Source organism: Sphingomonas sp. YR710, assembly GCF_900101455.1.
In the GTDB taxonomy this organism is placed as follows: Bacteria; Pseudomonadota; Alphaproteobacteria; order Sphingomonadales; family Sphingomonadaceae; genus Rhizorhabdus.
Genome location: NZ_FMZJ01000012.1, coordinates 45,881 through 65,320 on the forward strand (window position 1 = coordinate 45,881; position 19,440 = coordinate 65,320).

The 19,440-nt window shown below is 64.3% G+C and carries 13 protein-coding genes; 7 read left to right on the forward strand and 6 right to left on the reverse strand.

The features are described from left to right. Positions 1-111: 111 nt before the first annotated feature. Both BLS13_RS14500 and sthA read right to left on the reverse strand, forming a co-directional pair. Positions 112-3,351 carry an amidohydrolase family protein gene (locus tag BLS13_RS14500; protein WP_218123302.1) on the reverse strand — a complete coding sequence of 1,080 codons (3,240 nt, stop codon included), beginning with the start codon at positions 3,349-3,351 and terminating at the stop codon, positions 112-114. Positions 3,352-3,486: 135 nt separating this feature from the next. After that, positions 3,487-4,878: a Si-specific NAD(P)(+) transhydrogenase gene (gene sthA / locus BLS13_RS14505; protein WP_037523797.1), complete on the reverse strand. Its 1,392-nt coding sequence runs from the start codon at positions 4,876-4,878 to the stop codon at positions 3,487-3,489. Positions 4,879-5,156: 278 nt separating this feature from the next. On the opposite strand from sthA, the gene BLS13_RS14510 reads away from it, so the two are divergent. Beyond that, the gene (locus tag BLS13_RS14510; RefSeq protein WP_256325897.1) at positions 5,157-8,246 is read left to right on the forward strand and encodes an efflux RND transporter permease subunit; all 3,090 of its coding nucleotides are present in this window, start codon (positions 5,157-5,159) and stop codon (positions 8,244-8,246) included. A 102-nt stretch (positions 8,247-8,348) separates the two neighbouring features. On the opposite strand, the gene clpA is transcribed toward BLS13_RS14510, so the two are convergent. Next, on the reverse strand, positions 8,349-10,664 hold the full coding sequence (gene clpA, locus BLS13_RS14515) for an ATP-dependent Clp protease ATP-binding subunit ClpA (protein ID WP_093453194.1): 2,316 nt from the start codon (positions 10,662-10,664) through the stop codon (positions 8,349-8,351). A 132-nt stretch (positions 10,665-10,796) separates the two neighbouring features. Beyond that, a complete protein-coding gene (locus tag BLS13_RS14520) occupies positions 10,797-10,994 on the reverse strand; it encodes a DUF1192 domain-containing protein (protein WP_093453195.1) in 198 nt (65 codons plus the stop codon). A gap of 71 nt (positions 10,995-11,065) precedes the next feature. Here BLS13_RS14520 and BLS13_RS14525 point away from each other — a divergent pair, with 71 nt between their 5' ends. Both BLS13_RS14525 and BLS13_RS14530 read left to right on the forward strand, forming a co-directional pair. Next, complete coding sequence (locus BLS13_RS14525) at positions 11,066-12,070, forward strand: NAD(P)H-quinone oxidoreductase (RefSeq protein WP_093453197.1); 1,005 nt, start codon at positions 11,066-11,068, stop codon at positions 12,068-12,070. A 167-nt stretch (positions 12,071-12,237) separates the two neighbouring features. Continuing rightward, on the forward strand, positions 12,238-13,761 hold the full coding sequence (locus BLS13_RS14530; protein ID WP_093453198.1) for a glycosyltransferase family 39 protein: 1,524 nt from the start codon (positions 12,238-12,240) through the stop codon (positions 13,759-13,761). Here the strand turns inward: BLS13_RS14530 and BLS13_RS14535 are convergent. Together BLS13_RS14535 and BLS13_RS14540 are read right to left on the reverse strand one after the other, a co-directional pair. Continuing rightward, positions 13,698-15,422: a hypothetical protein gene (locus BLS13_RS14535; protein WP_093453200.1), complete on the reverse strand. Its 1,725-nt coding sequence runs from the start codon at positions 15,420-15,422 to the stop codon at positions 13,698-13,700. The genes BLS13_RS14530 and BLS13_RS14535 overlap by 64 nt on opposite strands. Before the next feature lie 100 nt (positions 15,423-15,522). Beyond that, a complete protein-coding gene (locus BLS13_RS14540; protein ID WP_093453201.1) occupies positions 15,523-16,104 on the reverse strand; it encodes a glutathione S-transferase family protein in 582 nt (193 codons plus the stop codon). A gap of 112 nt (positions 16,105-16,216) precedes the next feature. On the opposite strand from BLS13_RS14540, the gene BLS13_RS14545 reads away from it, so the two are divergent. The 4 genes from BLS13_RS14545 (at position 16,217) to BLS13_RS14560 (ending at position 19,426) form a co-directional block, all read left to right on the forward strand. Beyond that, positions 16,217-17,086 carry a UDP-2,3-diacylglucosamine diphosphatase gene (locus tag BLS13_RS14545; RefSeq protein WP_093453203.1) on the forward strand — a complete coding sequence of 290 codons (870 nt, stop codon included), beginning with the start codon at positions 16,217-16,219 and terminating at the stop codon, positions 17,084-17,086. Next, positions 17,083-18,120 carry a glycosyltransferase family 4 protein gene (locus BLS13_RS14550; RefSeq protein WP_093453204.1) on the forward strand — a complete coding sequence of 346 codons (1,038 nt, stop codon included), beginning with the start codon at positions 17,083-17,085 and terminating at the stop codon, positions 18,118-18,120. Before BLS13_RS14545 ends, BLS13_RS14550 begins: the two co-directional genes overlap by 4 nt. Before the next feature lie 315 nt (positions 18,121-18,435). After that, the gene (locus BLS13_RS14555) at positions 18,436-19,119 is read left to right on the forward strand and encodes a DUF1013 domain-containing protein (RefSeq protein WP_093453206.1); all 684 of its coding nucleotides are present in this window, start codon (positions 18,436-18,438) and stop codon (positions 19,117-19,119) included. A 58-nt stretch (positions 19,120-19,177) separates the two neighbouring features. Further along, entirely contained in the window at positions 19,178-19,426 is a 249-nt protein-coding gene (locus BLS13_RS14560; RefSeq protein WP_093453207.1) for an exodeoxyribonuclease VII small subunit, read from the forward strand. Positions 19,427-19,440: the final 14 nt, after the last annotated feature.

Consider the following 19,440-nt stretch of genomic DNA (forward strand, 5'->3'; position numbering starts at 1 on the left):
GCCCGATTCCGTCATTCCGGCGAAGGCTGGGAACCCTCACGCCTCTCCGCACATCGCGACCTTGGAGGGACCCCAGCATTCGCCGGGGACAAGGTTTAGAGGAACGCCTTCTCAATCGACATGCCCGATCGCTTCGGCCGCCGCGCGATCGGTCCATGCGCTGTTGCCCGGTTGTTCGAACCAGAACGGCTTGCGCTTTCGCATCCGCGTGCCGACTTCGTCCATGTTGCTGTCATAGACGCGGCCATTGGCGACGGTGTAGCGGATCGACGTGGTGTTTCGGATATTCTCGAGCGGGTTGGCGTCGAGCACCACCAGGTCGGCGAGCTTGCCCGGCTCCAGCGTGCCGAGGTCCTTCTCCATCCCGTAAGCCCGCGCCGGATTGATCGTGCCGGTTGCGAGCGCCTGCATCGGGCTCATCCCGCCGAGCACGAACATCCACATATCCCAGTGCGCGCCCAATCCCTGGCGCTGGCCGTGCGCGCCGATCGTGACGGGAATGCCGAGGTCGCCGATTCGCTTCGCGGTCTTCGAGACTTCGATGACATTATTCTCTTCGTCGGGCACCATCACCGGTCGGCGCGCACGCGAATCGAGCACGCGACGGGGCACCCAGCGCGACAGGATCGGATCTGCCCAGACATTGCTGTGCTGATACCAGTAATTCTCCCCGAACGGCCCGCCATAAGCGACGATCAGCGTGGGGTTGTAGGCGGTCCCCGATCCCTTCCAGAACTGCAGCACGTCGTCGTAAACGTGGGCGACCGGCAGCGAATGCTCGATCGTGGTGTGGCCGTCGGCGATCATCGTCATGTTCATTTCGAACAGCGAGCCGCCCTCGGGCACCACGCTCATGTCGAGCTGCCGGGCGGCGGCGATGATTTGCTGACGCTGTTCGCGGCGGGGCTGATTGTAGCTTTTGACCGACCATGCGCCATCCGCCCGCAGCCGCCGCAAATGGCCCAACGCATCATCGAGGCCGTCGATCTTCGCGGTGAAGGGCGTGGTCGCGCCGTAAAGAATCGTGCCGGTCGAAAAAATGCGAGGGCCGGTGATCAGGCCGGCTTTCTCCAGTTCGGAAGCCGCGAAGATCTCGCTGGTGTCGTTTGACGGGTCGTGGATCGTCGTGACGCCGAAGGCGAGCCCGGCAAAATTGATCCAGCTCTGCTGCGGAATGATCTGGTCGGCGCCCATGCTGCCGTGCCAGTGGCCGTCGATCAGGCCGGGGATGATGGTTTTGCCGGTGGCATCGATCACCTTGGTTCCGGCGGGTACGCTGACATTCGCGCCGACCGCTTCGATACGGTTGCCGTCGAGCAGGATCGTGCCCTTGTCGATCACCTCACTGCCGCCGCGCATCGTGATGATCCGCGCATTGGTGAAGGCGATATGGCCGTTGGGCGCGTCATAGGGCATCGCGAAGGAGAGGCTGATGCCCTTTTCGGCGACTGGCGGCAGCTTGGCGGGCGCGCCAGCTATGAAGGTGAAATCCTCACGGGTTTCGCGGCCATAAAGATCGGGGCCGAGCGACCACCATAATTTATGCGAATCGCCCGACCAGTGGATCCAATTGCCGGCGTCGCGGGTCACTTGGAACACCGGCAGCGATTTCATGTCGGCCGACACGTCGATCGCCTTGCCCGTGCGCGCGAATGGCATCACCCGCGCCTGGAAGCGTTCGGTCCACGCCACCCATTTCTCATCGGGCGAGATCGCGAAGTCGGCGGCGAATTCGCTGGCGAGATGAGTCTGCGGTTCGCTGCGATCGATCCCCACCGACTTGAGCACGCGCTTCTTATCCTCGTCGTCGACGTAGAAGACGCGATCGTTCGAGGCGCCGAACTGCGGTTCGCTACCGCTGTCGGCGATCCGCCTCGCGGCGCCACCGGCCGCAGGGACCAGATAGATGCCGGGCTCGCGGCCGTTGACCGGCGAGGTCAGGAACCCGTCCTGGACTTTGGTGAAGGCGATGGCCTTGCCGTCGGGCGAGAAGGCGGGTTCGAGATAATTGCCGGCGACTGCCGTCACCTTGCGGCCGGGGCCGCCCGTAGCGGGGACGACCCGGACCGCGCCCTGCTCGTCGTCGGACCAGCTCACATAGGCGATCTGGCGGCCGTCGCGCGACCAGCTCGGATAGAGTTCGAACTGGTCGTTCGTCGTCAGCCGTTTCGGCGTGCCGCCATTGACATCGCGGATCCACAGATGGCCGAGCGCCTCGAATACGACCCTGCTGCCGTCGGGTGAGGTCTTCGCGAAGCGGACCATCTTCACGTCGAAGCTTTTGGGCGCGACATCGACCTGATGACGGACGGCTTCGGTGATCCGGCGGGTGCCGGTGACGTGGAAGGGTACGTCGCTGACCGCCCTGCTGACGACGTCGATGCGCTTGATTCCGCCCTGCGCCCAGAACATGATCGAGCGGCTGTCTGGTGTCCAGCTCATCCCCGGATACACGCCCTCGACCGCCCATGTCTCCTGCATGTCGCGGTCGAGAATATCGGTGATCGGTGTCTCGCGGCCCGTTGCGATGTCGAGCAGATAGATCGTCGATTTGTAGCGATCGCGGCGGATGAAGGCCAAGGTCTTGCCGTCGGGCGAGGGGGTAGGGCGGATCGATCCACCGGGGCCGCCGACATATTTCTCGATCTTGCCGGTCTGCCGATCGAGCCGCTGGATCGCATAGATTTCGCCGTTGACGTCCTTGCTATATTCGAATGTATCGCCCGGCGTGACATCGTCCGAATAATAGAGATAGCGGCCGTCGGGCGAGAAGGCCGGTTCATTGGTATCCTTCTGCTCGGTGCGCTTCTTGGTGAGCTGGACGCCGCCGCCGCCGGATCGGTGATACAGCCACATTTCGCCTGCGCCGAGCGATCGTGTGCCGGTGAAATGCTTGCGCGCGACGATATAGTCGCCGTCGGGCGTCCATTCGGGTTGGTTGAGCAGGCGGAAATCCTCCTTCGTCACCTGCACCGGATTCTTGCCGTCTTTGTCGACGATCCAGATATTGTTGCCGCCGCCGCGATCGGAGGTGAAGGCGATCGATCGGCCGTCCGGCGACCAGCGCGGCTGCATCTCCCATGCCGGCCCGGTCAGGATCGCCCGCGCCTCGCCGCCGCCGATCGGCATCACATAGATATCGCCGAGCAGATCGAACGCGATCTCGCGGCCATCGGGGGAAACATCGACCGACATCCAGGTGCCACTGCGCGTGTCGATCGGCACGTCCTTCGCAGGGCCGTGGTCGGCCGAGACGTCCCATTTGGGCTTGTCGTCCTTCGCCGGCTCGGCGGCCTGGACGATGGCAGCACTGGTGCAGGTCGCGAGCAGCGCGATCAGGATACGGTTCATGTGTGGCCCTGTCATTGGAGTGTTAGCAGGCTAAGACAGCATGGCAGGTTTCGTCAAAGGGTAAGGTTGTCGTGGGACGTCCACCAACCAAAAACCGTCGCCCCGGCCTTCGCTGGGGTGACGAACACGGGGAAGTCACACCCGTGGCATGCGATTCCACGCATCGAGCGCAGCGATTTTGTAAGCTTCCGCCAAGGTCGGATAATTGAACGTATTCTCGACGAAATAATCGAGCGTGCCGCCGAGATTGAGCACCGCCTGACCGATGTGGATCAGCTCGGTTGCGCCTTCGCCGATGATGTGGACGCCGAGCAGGCGCCGGTCGTCGAGCGCGAAGATCATCTTCATCATGCCCGTTTCCAGCCCCATGATGTGGCCGCGCGACGTCTCGCGAAACCGGGCAATGCCGCATTCGCAGGGTATGCCGCGCTCGCGCACCTCCTGTTCGGACAGGCCGACGGTCGAGATCTCGGGCACCGCATAGATGCCATAAGGGAAATAAGCGGGCGCGGGCGGCATCGGCGCACCGAAGGCGTGGCAGGCGGCGATGCGGCCTTGCTCCATCGAGGTCGAGGCGAGGCTTGGAAAGCCAATCACGTCGCCGGCTGCGTAGATATGCGGCACGGCCGTCTGGAAGGTCGCCGGATCGACGGCCAGCCGGCCGCGGCTGTCGATTTCCAGCCCGCACGTATCGAGGCCGAGTTTGGCGGTCGCGCCGATCCGGCCGGCGGCATAGAGCAGCATTTCCGATCGGATGCGGCGGCCATCGTCGAGGATCGCGATCGGCCAGCCCTGGCCATCGACCTCGACCCGTTCGAGCTTGCAGCCGAGCCGGATCGCCATGCCGCGATCGCGCAACTGGTGGACGAATTCGTCGATGATCTCGCGATCGATGAAATCGAGAAAGGTGTCGCGGGGCTCGATCAAGGTGACGGGCACATCGAGCGCGGAGAAGATCGTCGCATATTCGAGGCCGATCACGCCCGCGCCGACGACCGTCAGGCTGCGGGGCACGCGCGGTTCGGCGATCAGCGCGTCGCTATCGAGGATATTGGTATCGTTGAACGGGATGTGGGGCGGCCGGTACGGCGCGGTGCCGACGGCGATCAGCACGCTGTCCGCTTCGAAGCGGTGTTCGTCGCCATCGGGCTCGACAACCGCGACCTCGTGCGGCCCCACGAAGCGCGCGATACCGGCGATCGTGCGGACGCCGTTGCGCGCGAACTGATGCTCGAGCACGTCGATCTCATGTTCCAGCGTCTTGCGCAGCCGCATGTTGAGATCGCTGCCGCCAATCTCCTTCTTCACGCGATAGGCGCGGCCATAGAAGCCGCGCTCGCGCCAGCCGGTCAGGTTGAGCACGGTTTCGCGCAACGTCTTCGATGGGATCGTGCCGGTGTGAACCGAAACACCGCCCACCCGGGCGCGATTCTCGACGACGAGGGCAGAGCGGCCAAGCTTGGCGGCCTGGATGGCGGCCCGTCGCCCCGCCGGGCCGCTGCCGATGACGATCAGTTCGTAGCGCACGCCGCATCCCCCCGGTTAGCCGCCATGTCGCCATGGCCGCCGATGCGCCTTTCGCCCTCTCCCTGCGTCCAAATATGGTTGAAGGTACGAAACGAAGATTGCGGACCCGCGTCAAGGGGCAAGCCGCGTGAATTCGAAAGATGTGGGCGGCGCATACGGGCGCGACTATGCCTCCGTCTTGCCCTCGCTATAAGTGTAGTATAAAGCTAACACAGCCAAGCGAGCCTGCGGCGCGGCCGAAGGCCGAGCAGCGATCGGCCATCAGGAAGGATTTCGAAGTGCGCAATATCTCCGCGTGGGCGATCCGCAATCCGATTCCGGTGATCGTCCTGTTCATCGCGCTGACCCTGGCGGGCACGATCAGCTTCCTGGGCATGGACATTAACAGCATGCCGGACATCAGCTTCCCGGCCGCACAGGTTACCGTCAGCCAGCCCGGCGCCGCGCCGACTGAAATGGAAACGCAGATCACCCGCAAGGTCGAAGCGGCGGTGGCATCGGTGGGCAATGTCAAGGCGATCACCTCCTGGGTCACCGAGGGCGCATCGAACACCAACGTCGAATTTCAGCTCGGCACGCCGGTCGATCGCGCGGTCAACGACGTGCGTGACGCGATATCCAAGATTCGATCCGATTTGCCGGAAGGCATATTGGAGCCGCAGGTGCAGCGGGTCGATACCGAGGGCGGGCCTCTGGCCTATTATTCGGTGGAAGCCAACGACATGACGCTCGAGCAGTTGAGCTGGTATGTCGACGATACGATCATCAAGCGGCTGTTGTCGGTGCCGGGGGTGGCGAGCGCGAGGCGCGGCGGCGGCGTGACCCGCGAGATCAGCGTGATTCTCGATCCCGCGAGGATGCAGGCACAGAGCGTGACCGCGTCGCAAGTCAACAACATCCTGCGCGCGATCAACGTCAATGCCGCGGGCGGCCGTACCGGGGTCGCCGGTGCCGAGCAGTCGGTCCGCGTGCTCGGCAACGCGACCACCGCGCTGCAGCTCGGCGATATGCGCATCCCGGTCGGATCGGGCCGGGTGATCCAGCTTTCGGATATCGCGACGGTGCGCGACGCTTATGCCGAGCAGCGCGAGCTGACCAAAATGAACGGCAGGCAGGTGCTGTCGTTCAATTTTCAGCGTGCCAAGGGGTCATCCGAGGTCAAGGTCTACGACCAGGTGCAGAAGGTGCTGGCGCAGCTTCGGAAGGAAAATCCGCGGGTCAAAATCACCGAGCTCGTCAATTCGGTCAAATATACCAAGATCCAATATGATTCGGCGATCGAGGCGATGATCGAGGGGTCGGTGCTGGCGGTGCTGGTCGTGTTCATATTCCTGCGCGACTGGCGCGCGACCATGATCTCCGCGATCGCCATCCCGCTATCGGCGATCCCGGCCTTCTGGTTCATGAGCCTGATGGGCTTCACCCTGAATACGATCAGCTTGCTCGCACTCAGCCTCGTTGCGGGCATTCTCGTCGACGATGCGATCGTCGAGATCGAGAATATCGTCCGCCACATGCGTATGGGCAAGACCGCCTACCGCGCGGCAATGGACGCCGCCGACGAGATCGGTCTGGCGGTGGTGGCGACGACGATGGCAATCGTCGGCGTGTTCGTGCCGGTGTCGTTCATGCCGGGCATTCCGGGGCAGATCTTCAAACAGTTCGGGCTCACCGTAGCGGTGGCGGTTCTGATGAGCCTGCTCGTCGCGCGACTGATCACGCCGATGGTGTCGGCCTATTTCCTGAAGGCACACGGCACGGCCGCGCATGGCGGCGGGCGGCTGATGGACGGTTATGTCCGCGTGCTGCACTGGTCGCTCGCCAACCGCTGGAAAACGATCGGCTTCGGCGCGGCCTCGTTCGTGCTGACGATCGTCTTGTTCGGAACGATGCCGCAGGAATTCCAGCCGTCGCTTGATCAGGATACGAGCGTGGTGAACGTCGAGCTGACGCCAGGTGCGCGGGTGCACGAAGATACCGAACGGGTCGTCGATCAGGCCACGGCGATCCTGCGCAAGGCGCCCGACGTGTCGGCGGTGTTCGCCGACATCGGCACCGACGGCGATACACGCTTCGCGCAGATCACGGCTGCGCTGAAGCCGGCGAAGGAACGCACCCGTACGAGCGTCGCGTTCGAACGCGCGCTGGCGCCGGAACTGTCGCGCATCCCCGACGCGCGGGTCAGCTTTCAGTCGCAAAATGGCGGGTTCGGGCGTGACATGGCGGTGATGCTGGCGGGAGATGATCCCGACAAGCTGGTCCGTACCGCCGAAGCGCTCGTCGACGAACTGAAGGCCAGCCCGCTGGTCCGCGATCCGCGCATTGACGGCGATCTTCGCCGGCCCGAACTGATCATCAAGCCGCGCGCGGACCTGGCCGCGGACATGGGCGTCACCACCGCGGCGCTGAGCCAGGCGATCCGCATCGCGACGCTCGGTGACATCGATCAGAATATGGCCAAATTCTCGCTGTCCGATCGACAGATCCCGATCCGCGTATCGCTGGGCGAAAACTCGCGCCGCAATCTTTCGACGATCGAGAATTTGCCGGTGGCGACGACGTTCGGAACGACCGTGCCGCTGAAGGTGGTCGCCGACATTCACCTTGGCGCCGGGCCTACCAAGATTCGTCGCTACAATCAGGTGCGCCGTATCGTGATCGGCGCGGATCTGAAGCCCAATGTGGTCAGCGGTGACGGCTATAAGGCGATCCACGAGACGCGCACGATGAAGAATCTGCCCGATGGCGTGCGCGAGATTCTGGTTGGCGACCAGGAATTGCAGGGCGATCTGGTCAGAGGCTTCATCATTGCCGTGGTTTCGGGCGTACTGCTCGTCTTCGCGGTGCTGATATTGCTGTTCCGCCGGGTGCTGCCGCCGTTCGTCAACATGGCGTCGCTGCTGCTCGCGCCGCTCGGCGGGATATTGGCGCTCAAACTGGCCGGTATGTCGATGTCATTGCCCGTTTATATCGGGCTGCTGATGCTGTTCGGGATCGTTGCCAAGAATTCGATCCTGCTCGTTGATTTCGCGATCGAGGAAATGCGCAAGGGTGTCGATCGCACGGCTGCCATCCTCGAGGCCGCACACAAGCGCGCCCAGCCGATCGTGATGACGACGGTGGCGATGATCGCCGGCATGCTGCCGATCGTGATCGGACTTTCGGGCGACAGCAGCTGGCGCGCACCGATGGCGGTGTGCGTGATCGGCGGGCTGGCATTGTCGACGGTGTTGACGCTCGTCATCGTGCCGGCGGGCTTCACGCTGGCCGACGATCTGGAGAAGTGGCTGGCGCCGAAGCTGCGCCGTGCGCTGGTCAACAATGAGGATCACGACATCGGCGCCGCGGCTCCGCAGCCGGCGGAGTAATTCCGCCTTTCTTCGCTTGCTGAAAGGGAGGGGCGGCGCCCAAAAGAAAATGGCCCGCTCCTTTCGGCACGGGCCATTCTCAATTTTCGGGAAGGATGAGGCTTACACCTTGAGCTTCGGCGTAGCGCCACCCTTCTTCTTCGGGCGCTTCGGCGCGGCTGGCGTCAGTTCGAACGCGAGCGCGTCGTCCTTCAGCTTCACCTTCACCTCGCCGCCATGGACGAGTTTGCCGAACAGCAATTCCTCGGCCAGTGGCTGTTTGATCTTCTGCTGGATCAGGCGGCCCATCGGGCGGGCGCCGTAGAGCTTGTCATAGCCGCGCGCGGTGAGCCAGGTCTTGGCTTCCTCGTCAAGACTGATGTGGACGTCGCGATCGGCCAGCTGCAGTTCGAGCTGCAGAATGAACTTTTCGACGACGCGCGAGACCACTTCGGTCGGCAGATAGCCGAACGGCACGATCGCATCGAGCCGGTTGCGGAATTCCGGCGTGAACATCTTCTTGACCGCTTCCTCATCCTCGCCCTCGCGGGTGAGGTTGCCGAAGCCCAGGCTCTCGCGCGCCATGTCGGACGCGCCGGCATTGGTGGTCATGATCAGGATCACGTTGCGGAAATCGACCGTCTTGCCGTGGTGATCGGTCAGCTTCCCATTGTCCATCACCTGCAGCAGGATGTTGAACAGATCGGGATGCGCCTTCTCGATCTCGTCGAGCAGCAGCACGCTGTGCGGATGCTGATCGACCGCATCGGTCAGCAGGCCGCCCTGATCGTATCCGACATAGCCCGGAGGCGCGCCGATCAGCCGGCTGACCGAATGGCGCTCCATATATTCGGACATGTCGAACCGCTGGAGCGGGATGCCCATGATCGACGCGAGCTGGCGGGCAACCTCGGTTTTGCCGACGCCGGTGGGGCCCGAGAACAGATAGTTGCCGATCGGCTTGTCGGGATCGCGCAGGCCCGCACGGCTGAGCTTGATCGCCGACGACAGGATCTCGATCGCCTTGTCCTGCCCGAACACGACCCGTTTGAGATCGGTTTCGAGCGTGGAGAGCGATTTCTTGTCGTCGCTCGACACCGATTTGGCGGGGATACGCGCCATCGTCGCGATGACCTGCTCGATCTCCTTGGGCGTGATCACCTTCTTGCGCTTGGCGGGTACCACCAGCATCTGCATCGCGCCCACCTCATCGATCACGTCGATCGCCTTGTCGGGCAATTTGCGGTCGTTGATGTAGCGCGAGGACAGTTCGACCGCGGCCTTGATTGCCTCGGGCGTATATTTGACGTGGTGGTGGGCTTCGAAGGCCGAGCGCAGGCCCGCCAGGATCTTGATCGCATCCTCGACCGTCGGCTCATTGACGTCGATCTTCTGGAAGCGTCGCAGCAGCGCGCGGTCCTTTTCGAAATGGTTGCGGAATTCCTTGTAGGTGGTCGAACCGATGCAGCGGATCGTGCCGCCCGACAGAGCCGGCTTCAGCAGGTTCGATGCATCCATCGCGCCGCCTGAGGTGGCGCCGGCGCCGATCACCGTATGGATCTCGTCGATGAAGAGCACGGCGTCCGGCATCTTCTCGAGTTCGGTCACGACCTGCTTGAGCCGCTCCTCGAAATCGCCGCGATAGCGGGTGCCGGCGAGCAGCGAGCCCATGTCGAGCGAATAGATCACCGCAGGCAGCAATACCTCGGGCACGTCGCCCTCGACGATCTTGCGCGCGAGCCCTTCGGCGATCGCAGTCTTGCCGACGCCGGGATCACCCACATAAAGCGGGTTGTTCTTCGAGCGGCGGCACAGGATCTGGATCGTGCGATCGACCTCGGGCCCGCGCCCGATCAGCGGATCGACCTTCCCGTCCTTCGCCTTCTCGTTGAGGTTGACGCAGAATTGCTTGAGCGCGCTCTCGCCTTTCTTGCCATCCGATTTCGACTGGGTTTTCTCTTCTTCTGCCCCCTTCACTTCGCGCTGCTCCGTGGGTTGGCCGGCCTTGCCGACACCGTGGCTGATGAAGCTGACCGCATCGAGGCGGCTCATGTCCTGCTGCTGCAGGAAGAAGACGGCGTAGCTTTCGCGCTCGCTGAACAAGGCGACCAGCACGTTGGCGCCGGTCACTTCCTCGCGACCGGACGACTGCACGTGGAGGATGGCCCGCTGGACGACGCGCTGGAAGCCGCTGGTGGGATTAGGATCGCTCTCGTCCTCGACCTTGAGCGCCTCAAGTTCGGTATCGAGATAGTTGGTGACCGCGTTGCGCAGCTCGCCGAGATCGACGCCGCACGCCGTCATCACCTTCGATGCATGATCGTCGGCGATCAAAGCGAGCAGCAGATGTTCGAGCGTCGCATATTCGTGATGGCGACTGCTGGCGGCAGACAATGCGTTATGGAGCGTCTGTTCCAGTTCGCGGGCGAAAGAAGGCATCTGTTCAATACTCCCTGCCGCATGGGCCAAGCCATGCCGACCACGTATATGTCGGGTGCGATGGTCCGTTGATCAAGGACCATATCTCCGACCGAAGCTGCCAGCGTCCGCCGCACTCATGTCGGCCCGCTTTCATTTCCTGAATAACGCTTCCGCGGTTAGGCGATGGTTAACGGCCTTGTCGATCTTTGCACGACATCTGGCTATTTCGCTTTCGAGCGCCGATATGCGCGCCTCCAGCTCGGTAACCGACAGCGGATCGAGATCCTGTCGGACGAGCAGGCTGACCGGGTCGTCCGGCCGTTTGGCGAGAGGATCGTCGGGCTCCATGGACACAGCGTTGACCGGAGCGCGCCGCGTGTCAATAAACGGCTGCACGGAAGTTCATTTTGTGAGGGGCGATGGCGCAAACACCGGACTGGATGACCGCGATCGACCCCGACGCGACGGGCGGGCCGGAGCTATTGGTGCCGGTGCGCCGCCCCGTGCCGGTGCCGGGGCCCGCGCAGGTACTGCTGCGAGTCGCGGCGGCCGGCGTCAACCGTCCGGATATCGCCCAGCGAATCGGCAATTATCCGCCGCCGCCGGGCGCGCCCTCGATCCCGGGGCTCGAAGTGGCGGGCGAGGTCGTTGGAATCGGCGATGGCGTGATGCCCGAATATCTGGGGCAGCCGATGTGTGCGCTGCTGGGCGGCGGCGGCTATGCCGAATATGCAGTGGCCGATATCGGCCTGTGCCTGCCGGTTCCCGAATGCCTGTCGATGGCCGAGGCGGCGGCCTTGCCCGAGACTTTGTTCACGGTGTGGAGCAATGTGTTCGAGCGCGCTTATGCTGCCGACGGTGATTATCTGTTGGTCCACGGTGGAACGAGCGGCATCGGGACGATGGCGATCGCGCTCGGCAAATTGTTCGGTGTGATCGTGATCGTGACTGCCGGATCGGACGAGAAATGCACGGCCGCGCTCGGCTTGGGCGCGGCCCATGCGATCAACTACCGGACCGCCGATTTCGTGGCCGAGGTGAAGGCGATCACCGGCGCGCGCGGCGTCGATGTCGTGCTCGATATGGTCGGCGGGGATTATCTGCCGCGCAACATCGATTGCATGGCGGAGGATGGCCGCCATGTCTCGATCGCGATCATGCGCGGGGCCAAGGCCGAAATCCCGATCTGGAAGATCATGCAGAAGCGGCTGACGCTGACGGGATCGACCTTGCGATCGCGCGATCTGGCCTTCAAGTCGCTGGTGGCCGATGAGATCAGCAGCGCGGTCTGGCCGCATATCGAGGCGGGCGCGCTGCGCCCGGCGATGGACAGGAGCTTTGCGCTGGCCGATGCCGCCGATGCGCACCGGCGGATGGAGTCGGGCGAGCATGTCGGGAAGATCGTGCTGACGATGGGGGCGTGAGGGGCGACGCAATCTACTCCCCTGCCTGCGAGGGAGAGGTTTGGGGGTGGGTGGCTACGCCAGAGCCTCGACGCCTCTGGCGCAGCGTTTGCGGGCCGCTGGGGACGCTCACTACGCTCGCGACCCACCCCCTTACCCCTCCCTTGCAGGGAGGGGAGTAGAAAGCGATGAGACGCCCCGCCACCCGTCGCCCCGTTGCATGGCCCACACTCGTCGTCGAACTGGCGCTGCTGCTCCTGGCGACATGGTTCGTCCTGCGCCTCAACCCGACCGGGTTCGGCGGCGGGCCGTTCGATGACCAGCGCTATTTCGATGCCGCCCGCGCGTGGCTCGCGCACCCGCCGCTGGTGGGAAAGACGCATTGGGAACTCCGCCATCCGCTGATCCTGCCGCTGGCGCTCCTGTTCCGCTTCATGGGGGCGACGATCGCGACGGCCTTGTGGGTGCCGATCGCGGCCGCATTGATGTTCGCCGCGACCAACTTCGCGGCGATCCGCCAGGCAGCGGGTAGCCGGGTGGCGTGGATATGGGCGCTGCTGCTGCTCACCACACCGCTTTTCCTGCGGATCGGCACGAGCATATTCCCCGAAATCATCGAATTGCTGTTCACAAGCGTCGCGCTGTGGGCCTTGTGGTTCGGCCGGCAGGTGCGGCGGCCGGCGTTGCTGTTCGCGCTTTCAGGCGTCTGCACCGCGCTCGCGATGCTGACGCGCGAGACGGCAAGCTGGCTTCTCATCGTCCATGCGGCGTGCCTGATCTTTCGGCCGGGCACACGGCGGATCGAATATCTGTGGCTGTTCGGCTTCGCTGCCGCACCGCTGCTGATCGAATGGGCATGGTTGTTCCGGGCAACCGGCGATTCGCTTTATCGGCTGCATGTCGCCATGCGTCATGTGCTGATCCCGAGTGCGCATATGGCGGGCGGCGTGGCGCATGTCGATCATGTGCTGTTCAATCCCGCCGTCGGCCGGCTGTGGGTGTCGCCCGGACTGTTCCATATCCATTGGGCGCTGAATCCGCTGCTCGGCCTGTTCGCCGATCCCAAATATGGCGCGGCGATCTGGATGGCGATCCTGTTCGCACTGCTGCCGATCCGGGGAGGCCGGCGCGGCGGAACCGGGCGATCGGTGTTGGTCGTGCCGGCCCTGCTGGTCATCGCGCTGAGCTTCGCCTTCGTCACTTATGCGCTGATGGTGTCGCAGGATCAGCGTTATTATACGCTACCGCTCGCCGGCATCGCGCTCGTCGCGGCACTGCTTGCCGATCGCCAATGGCAGGCCGCCCGTCGCGCGCTGGTGGCTGTCGCGGTGGGTGCTGTGGTGGTGGGCAACCTTGCACTGGCGAGCCAGCTTGGCCGCTTCGATCGCGTCGCCAATGCGGCGCTGCCGCTGGTGCGGACGACGCCCGGGCCGATCCACACGCTTCCGGTCATCGCCGCGCAACTCCGCGAGCCGCTCGCCGAGGCGGGGCTCGTGGGCCGGCTGGTGACAAACCCCGCGCGCCGCGGCGATCTGCTGCTGATCGTGCAGGACAGCGCCGGCGATTGTGCGGGTGGCGCCCCGCTGCCGGCTGGCCAGACGCTGTTAGGCTGCCGTATGGCCGATCGACCGCTGCACTGGCTGCCCCGTCAACTTCCCGCCCGGTTGACCAAAAGCGGCGCCCGCGCGCTGCTGGTGCGCGTCACCGCATAGACGCAGCGTTTGCCGACCGTCACGACCGGCCGCCCCAACCCGCAGCCGTCGATCACGAAATCGATGCCATGGGTTTGCGCATAAGCCATGCGCGCGGCGTGATCGGGCAATGCCATGACCTCAAGCACCCGCTGGCGCCAGACGCGATGATAGCTGGGCGCCCACATGATCGCGCCGCCGCCGCGCACGTCGACCCAGATCCGGCGTTCGGCAAAGGTTTCGAACACCTCGGAGCCGGTCGACAGGCCGATTTGCTGCGGGTCCTTCGCGGGATAGGGTGGGGGCAAGCGGATATTGCCGATCGGGATCAGGAACAGCGCGCCGGGTGCGCTGTGTGCGTTCGCCCACAGGCCGAGTGCGCGCCAGGCGGCGATATTCCTTGCAAGCATCGCGTTGAACCGGGTCTGCGACACGATCTGCATGGGCCAGACCACCGCGATCAATATCGCCGCCACGGCGAAGTCGATCCGCAACCGGGCGATCCGCGGCGGTAAACGGAGCCGTGGCGCGAGCAGCACAATCGGAACGACCAGAGGCAGCGCGTAGCGCGTGGTCGCCATCGCCAGCGCCAGTAGCGGCGCCCGGATGCGTCGATCGCTCAGGGCGGCGCTTTGCGCCCATCGCACCGTCAGCGCCGCCATCGCGAGCGCGCCGAACAGATGGATGCCGACACCCGCGCGCAGCAGGTGCAGGCTGAGCAGGATCGGCGATTGGGTGATCAGCGGCAATATCGTCCCCGCCAGCCATAACGTCACGAAGCCCAGCAAGGCGGCCAGGCAGAAAGCCGCCCGCTGCTCGATCCGCACCAGCGCGACCGCGGCCGCAAGTGCGGCGGCGGTCGCGACGATGAAGGCGAGCAGCGTTTTCGGGCTCAGTTCCGCCACCAGGAAATGATCGGGGAAATATTCGGTGATGAAGGCGATGAAGTCGAAGTCGCTCGGGCGGCCGAATTCCGGGTTCGACAGGATCGAATAGATCGCCGGCGCGGCCAGCATCGTGAACGGGACGAGCCCGATCGCCATCCGCCGCGCCAGCGTCCTGCCATCGATCTCGCCGCGGGCCAGCAGCAGGATCGCGATGAAGCCGAGCGGCGCCGCCGCCCATGCCGCCATGAACGCATTGAGAAAGGCCGTCGCCCCGTTGAGGGCAAAGGCGGCGGTAAAACGCCCGCGCGCAGCGCACCAGACCGATAGCAGGATGGTTGCGTTGGCGACCTCGCTATGCGTGAAATAGCTGATGAACAGTCCGCCCGCGCCGGCCGTCGAATAGCCATTGGCGAGGCTGGAAAAGGCGATCAGCACAACGAACAGCAGCCGGCCTTTGAGATCGCTGATGCCGATCATATCGGCGCAGGCGAGAAAGGCCGCCATCGTCAGCAAGCGTGATGCGATGGCCAGCGCCAGCAGCAGCGGCCATGCTTTATCCCCGGGCGCGACCCCGGCCAGCATCAGCCAGAAGCCGGACGCATAATGCGGCAGCGACTGGATGAAGGGATCCCGCGCGAATTGCGGCATGCCCGCGAGCCCGGCGAGAATCGGGAGGTGGAACAGGTTGTTCCACAGCCCGGTGACATGGCCGGTCATCGCCATCGACAGGGCGGTGCCGGTCAACGCGGCGATCGGGAAGCCATATCTGCGGGTGGCTTCTCGCAACACGTCCATATCCTCGCCTCTCCCTGTCGTCAGGCTCGAGGAGGTACAGGCTCTGCCAAGCTGTGCGAGCTCTTTTTTATTCCGGGGACATGGTGCGCCTGCGGTTCCCTCACGCGATCCCCAGCGCGGCTTCCACCCGCGCGATCCAGCGCACCACGTTCGGATAGTCGCCGAGCACGAACCCGCCCTCGTCGGCGACCCGCGTATAGGCCACCAATGCGATGTCCGCGAGGGTGAGCGCATCGCCGAGCAGGAAATCGCGATCCACACTTGCCTCGTCCAATCGCTGCAACGCCGCCTTGCCGCGCTCGACGATCTTCGGTTCGAGCGCGCTCACCGGCTTGCCCAGATAGCGGACCTGGAACCGCGCGACCGCGACATAGGGTTCGTGGCTATATTGCTCCCAGAACAGCCACTCGTTCATCTTCGCGCGATCGAAGGCGTCGACCGGGATCAGCGCGCTGCCTTCGGCCATCCACGTGATGATCGCGTTCGATTGCGCGAGCGTGCGGCCGTCGTCGAGCAGGACGGCGGGCACCTGCCCGGCGGGGTTCATCGCCAGATATTCTTGTGTCCGGCTGTCGCCGGTCAGCACGTTGGTTTCGATCCAGTCATAGGCGATGCCGAGCAGATCTGCGGTCCATTTTACCTTCAGGCAGTTCCCCGAGATCGAATCGCCGAAGATCTTCATGTCCAAGCCCCGTTTTTCTGCAGCTGTCATCGACCCGTAAGCATTCATTGCCTGCGACTGTAACAAAATTTCTGGATGAGCTGATACCGTCAACCAAACAGGAAGACGGCAGATGAACGCCATCACCCGCATTCGCGCACTCGGCGAGCAGCCACCGCAGATCGCCGAACCCGATGGCGCGCGGCGGCGCTATCGCACGATCTGGATATCGGACATCCACCTCGGCACGCGCGGCTGCAATGCGGCGATGCTGATCGATTTCCTCGATTCCACCGATAGCGAGACGATGTATCTGGTCGGCGATATCATCGACGGCTGGCGCCTCAAGCGGAGCTGGTACTGGCCGGCGCTCCACAACGACATCGTCTGGCGGGTGATGAAGCGCGCCAAGCGCGGCACCCGCGTGGTGTTCATCCCGGGCAATCATGACGAGATGTTCCGTCAGTTCACCGGACTCACCTTCGGCGGCATCGAGATCCGCCGCAGCGCGATCCACGAGACCGCCGATGGGCGCCGGCTGATGGTGACGCATGGCGACGAATTCGACGCGGTGGTGATGTGCCACCGCTGGCTCGCCTTCCTCGGCGACTTTGCCTATGAATTGCTGCTGCGCGCGAACGTGCTGATCAATGGGGTACGCCAGAAGTTCGACCTGCCGTACTGGTCGCTCTCGAAGCATGCCAAGCAAAAGGTGAAGAACGCGGTCGAGTTCATCTCGCGCTTCGAGGAAGCCGTGGCGCATGAGGCGGGCACCCGCGGCGTCGACGGCGTGGTGTGCGGGCACATCCACACCGCCGAGGTCCGCCAGTTCGGCGATATCATTTATTATAATGACGGCGACTGGGTCGAGGGCTGCACCGCTCTGGTCGAGCATTTCGACGGACGCATGGAGGTGCTGCACTGGGCCGACGAGATGAAGGCGCGGCAGAAGGCGGAGGCCCGGTCCGTCAAGCCGGCATATGGCGCGGCGATCGCCGCATGAGGATCGTAATCGCCACCGACGCCTGGCTCCCGCAGGTCAATGGCGTGGTACGGACGTTGCAGGCGGTGACGGCCGAGCTGCACGCGATGGGCCATCTCGTCAGCGTGATCGGCCCCGACCAGTTCCGATCCTTGCCCTGCCCGAGCTACCCCGAGATTCGCCTGGCGATGACGACTCGGTACGGCGTGGGGCAAAGGATCGCGAACAGCGGCGCCAATGCGATCCATATCGCCACCGAAGGGCCGATTGGGATCGCGGCACGGGCCTATTGCCTGGCGAACGGACTGCCGTTCACCACCGCCTATCACACCCAGTTTCCCGAATATCTGGCGCAGCGGACGCAGCTGCCCGCCGAATGGTTCTGGCATTATATCCGCTGGTTCCATGGCCCCTCGTCGGCGGTGCTCGCCTCGACCCCGTCGGTCGTCGAGACGTTGGGTGCACATGGCGTCGGTCCGGTGCTGCGCTGGGGGCGCGGCGTCGACTTCTCGATCTTCCGGCCCGATCGCGCGGCCCATCCGGCGTTCGCGGGGCTGCCGCGGCCGATTCAGCTCTACGTCGGGCGGATCGCGGTCGAAAAGAACATCGGCGCCTTTCTGGGCCTCGGCGGGGCAGGGACCAAGGTAGTGGTAGGCGACGGGCCGGCGCGGGCGGCGCTGGAGCGGCAATATCCGGATGCGGTATTCCTCGGCATGCTCGGCGGCGAAACGCTCGCCTCGGCCTATGCCGGTGCCGATGTGTTCGTTTTCCCTAGCCGCACCGACACATTCGGGCTGGTGATGATCGAGGCGCTGGCCTGTGGAACGCCCGTTGCCGCCTTCCCCGTGTCGGGGCCGATCGATGTACTCGATCCTGCCGTCGCCGCGATGGACGACGATCTGGCGCATGCGGTCGTGCTAGCGCTGACGTGCGATCGGGCGGTTGCCGCCGACTTCGGGGCAAGCTTCGGATGGCGGCGGAGCGCGGAACAGTTCCTGTCGGCCCTCGTCCCGATCGACGACGACATCATCTCGCGCTGGCGCCGCGCAGCCTGAGACTTTACCAAGGTGCGTTGATCAGAACCCATGAGCCCCTCCCCTTCAGGGGAGGGGTTGGGGTGGGGCCTATCAGCTTGGCGCGACGCGGAGGAGAGGCCCCACCCCCGGCCCCGGCCCTGAAGGGGAGGGGAGAAGAGTCCTCCTCAATGGTTCTTGGTATTAAGCCCTCTCCCGCAAGCGGGAGAGGGGCCCTGGGGCAATCTTCCCACACAACTCCCGCCTTGTGCTCCGCCTTCAGCTTCATTACATCCGGCACCAGCACATATGGCCGCTCCGTGAAGGGGCGGCCCTTTTATTTTTCGGAGACGCGACGTGGCCCAGCCCCTCATGCCCCATGCGACCGCATCATGGCTGGTGGATAATACCGCCCTCAGCTTTGAACAGATCGCAGCCTTTTGCGGCCTGCACATCCTGGAGATCCAGGCCATCGCCGACGATATGGCGGCGACTAAGCTGACCGGCCGGGATCCGGTCCGCGCCGGTGAGCTGGCAATGAGCGAGATCGAAAAGGGACAGGCGAACCCGGCCTATCGGCTGGTGATGCTCAAGGGCCCCGATCAGGTCCGCCGTACCAAGGGGCCGCGCTACACGCCGGTTTCGAAGCGGCAGGACAAGCCCGATGGCATTTCGTGGATCATCCGCAACCATCCCGAAGTATCCGACGGACAGATTTCCAAGCTGATCGGCACGACGCGTACGACGATTGCGGCGATCCGCGATCGCACCCACTGGAACATCGCCAATATCACCCCGAAGGATCCGGTGACGCTCGGCCTGTGCTCGCAGCGCGAACTCGATGCGCTGGTGCTCAAGGCGGCCAAGGCGGCCGGCATCGAGGCGCCGACCGACACCCGCCTCGAAGGCGATCGCGAAGCTCTGATCGAACAGCTCCGCGCCCAGCGCGACGCGGTCGCGCGCGGCGCCGATGTCGTCCATGCCAGCGAAGCCGAAGCCCTGTTCGCCGGCCCGGCGTTCAAGGATCCGTTCAAGAAGTGATGGATGGGGCCGGTCGTCGGCCTTGACCCTGTCGCCCCCGGAGACCACAAGCCGCGCCATGGAAGACGTGCCTGCCCCTGTTGCCGAACTGTCGTTCGAGGACGCTTTGAAGAAGCTGGAGGCGATCGTCCGCCGGCTCGAATCGGGGGACGTTCCGCTCGATCAATCGATCGATCTCTATGCGGAGGGTGATGCGCTGCGTCGCCAATGCGAGGAACGGCTGAAGTCGGCGCAGATGCGGATCGACAAGATCGTGCTGAATGCCGACGGCAAACCGGCCGCCACCGAACCCTTCGACGTCGGCTGATCCGATGAACGACG

Coding starts and splice junctions, on each gene's coding strand:
- BLS13_RS14500 (WP_218123302.1), bottom strand. CDS start 3,351: ATGAACCGTATCCTGATCGCGCTGCTCGCGACCTGCACCAGTGCTGCC.
- clpA (WP_093453194.1), bottom strand. CDS start 10,664: ATGCCTTCTTTCGCCCGCGAACTGGAACAGACGCTCCATAACGCATTG.
- BLS13_RS14520 (WP_093453195.1), bottom strand. CDS start 10,994: ATGGAGCCCGACGATCCTCTCGCCAAACGGCCGGACGACCCGGTCAGC.
- BLS13_RS14525 (WP_093453197.1), top strand. CDS start 11,066: ATGGCGCAAACACCGGACTGGATGACCGCGATCGACCCCGACGCGACG.
- BLS13_RS14530 (WP_093453198.1), top strand. CDS start 12,238: ATGAGACGCCCCGCCACCCGTCGCCCCGTTGCATGGCCCACACTCGTC.
- BLS13_RS14535 (WP_093453200.1), bottom strand. CDS start 15,422: ATGGACGTGTTGCGAGAAGCCACCCGCAGATATGGCTTCCCGATCGCC.
- BLS13_RS14540 (WP_093453201.1), bottom strand. CDS start 16,104: ATGAAGATCTTCGGCGATTCGATCTCGGGGAACTGCCTGAAGGTAAAA.
- BLS13_RS14545 (WP_093453203.1), top strand. CDS start 16,217: ATGAACGCCATCACCCGCATTCGCGCACTCGGCGAGCAGCCACCGCAG.
- BLS13_RS14550 (WP_093453204.1), top strand. CDS start 17,083: ATGAGGATCGTAATCGCCACCGACGCCTGGCTCCCGCAGGTCAATGGC.
- BLS13_RS14560 (WP_093453207.1), top strand. CDS start 19,178: ATGGAAGACGTGCCTGCCCCTGTTGCCGAACTGTCGTTCGAGGACGCT.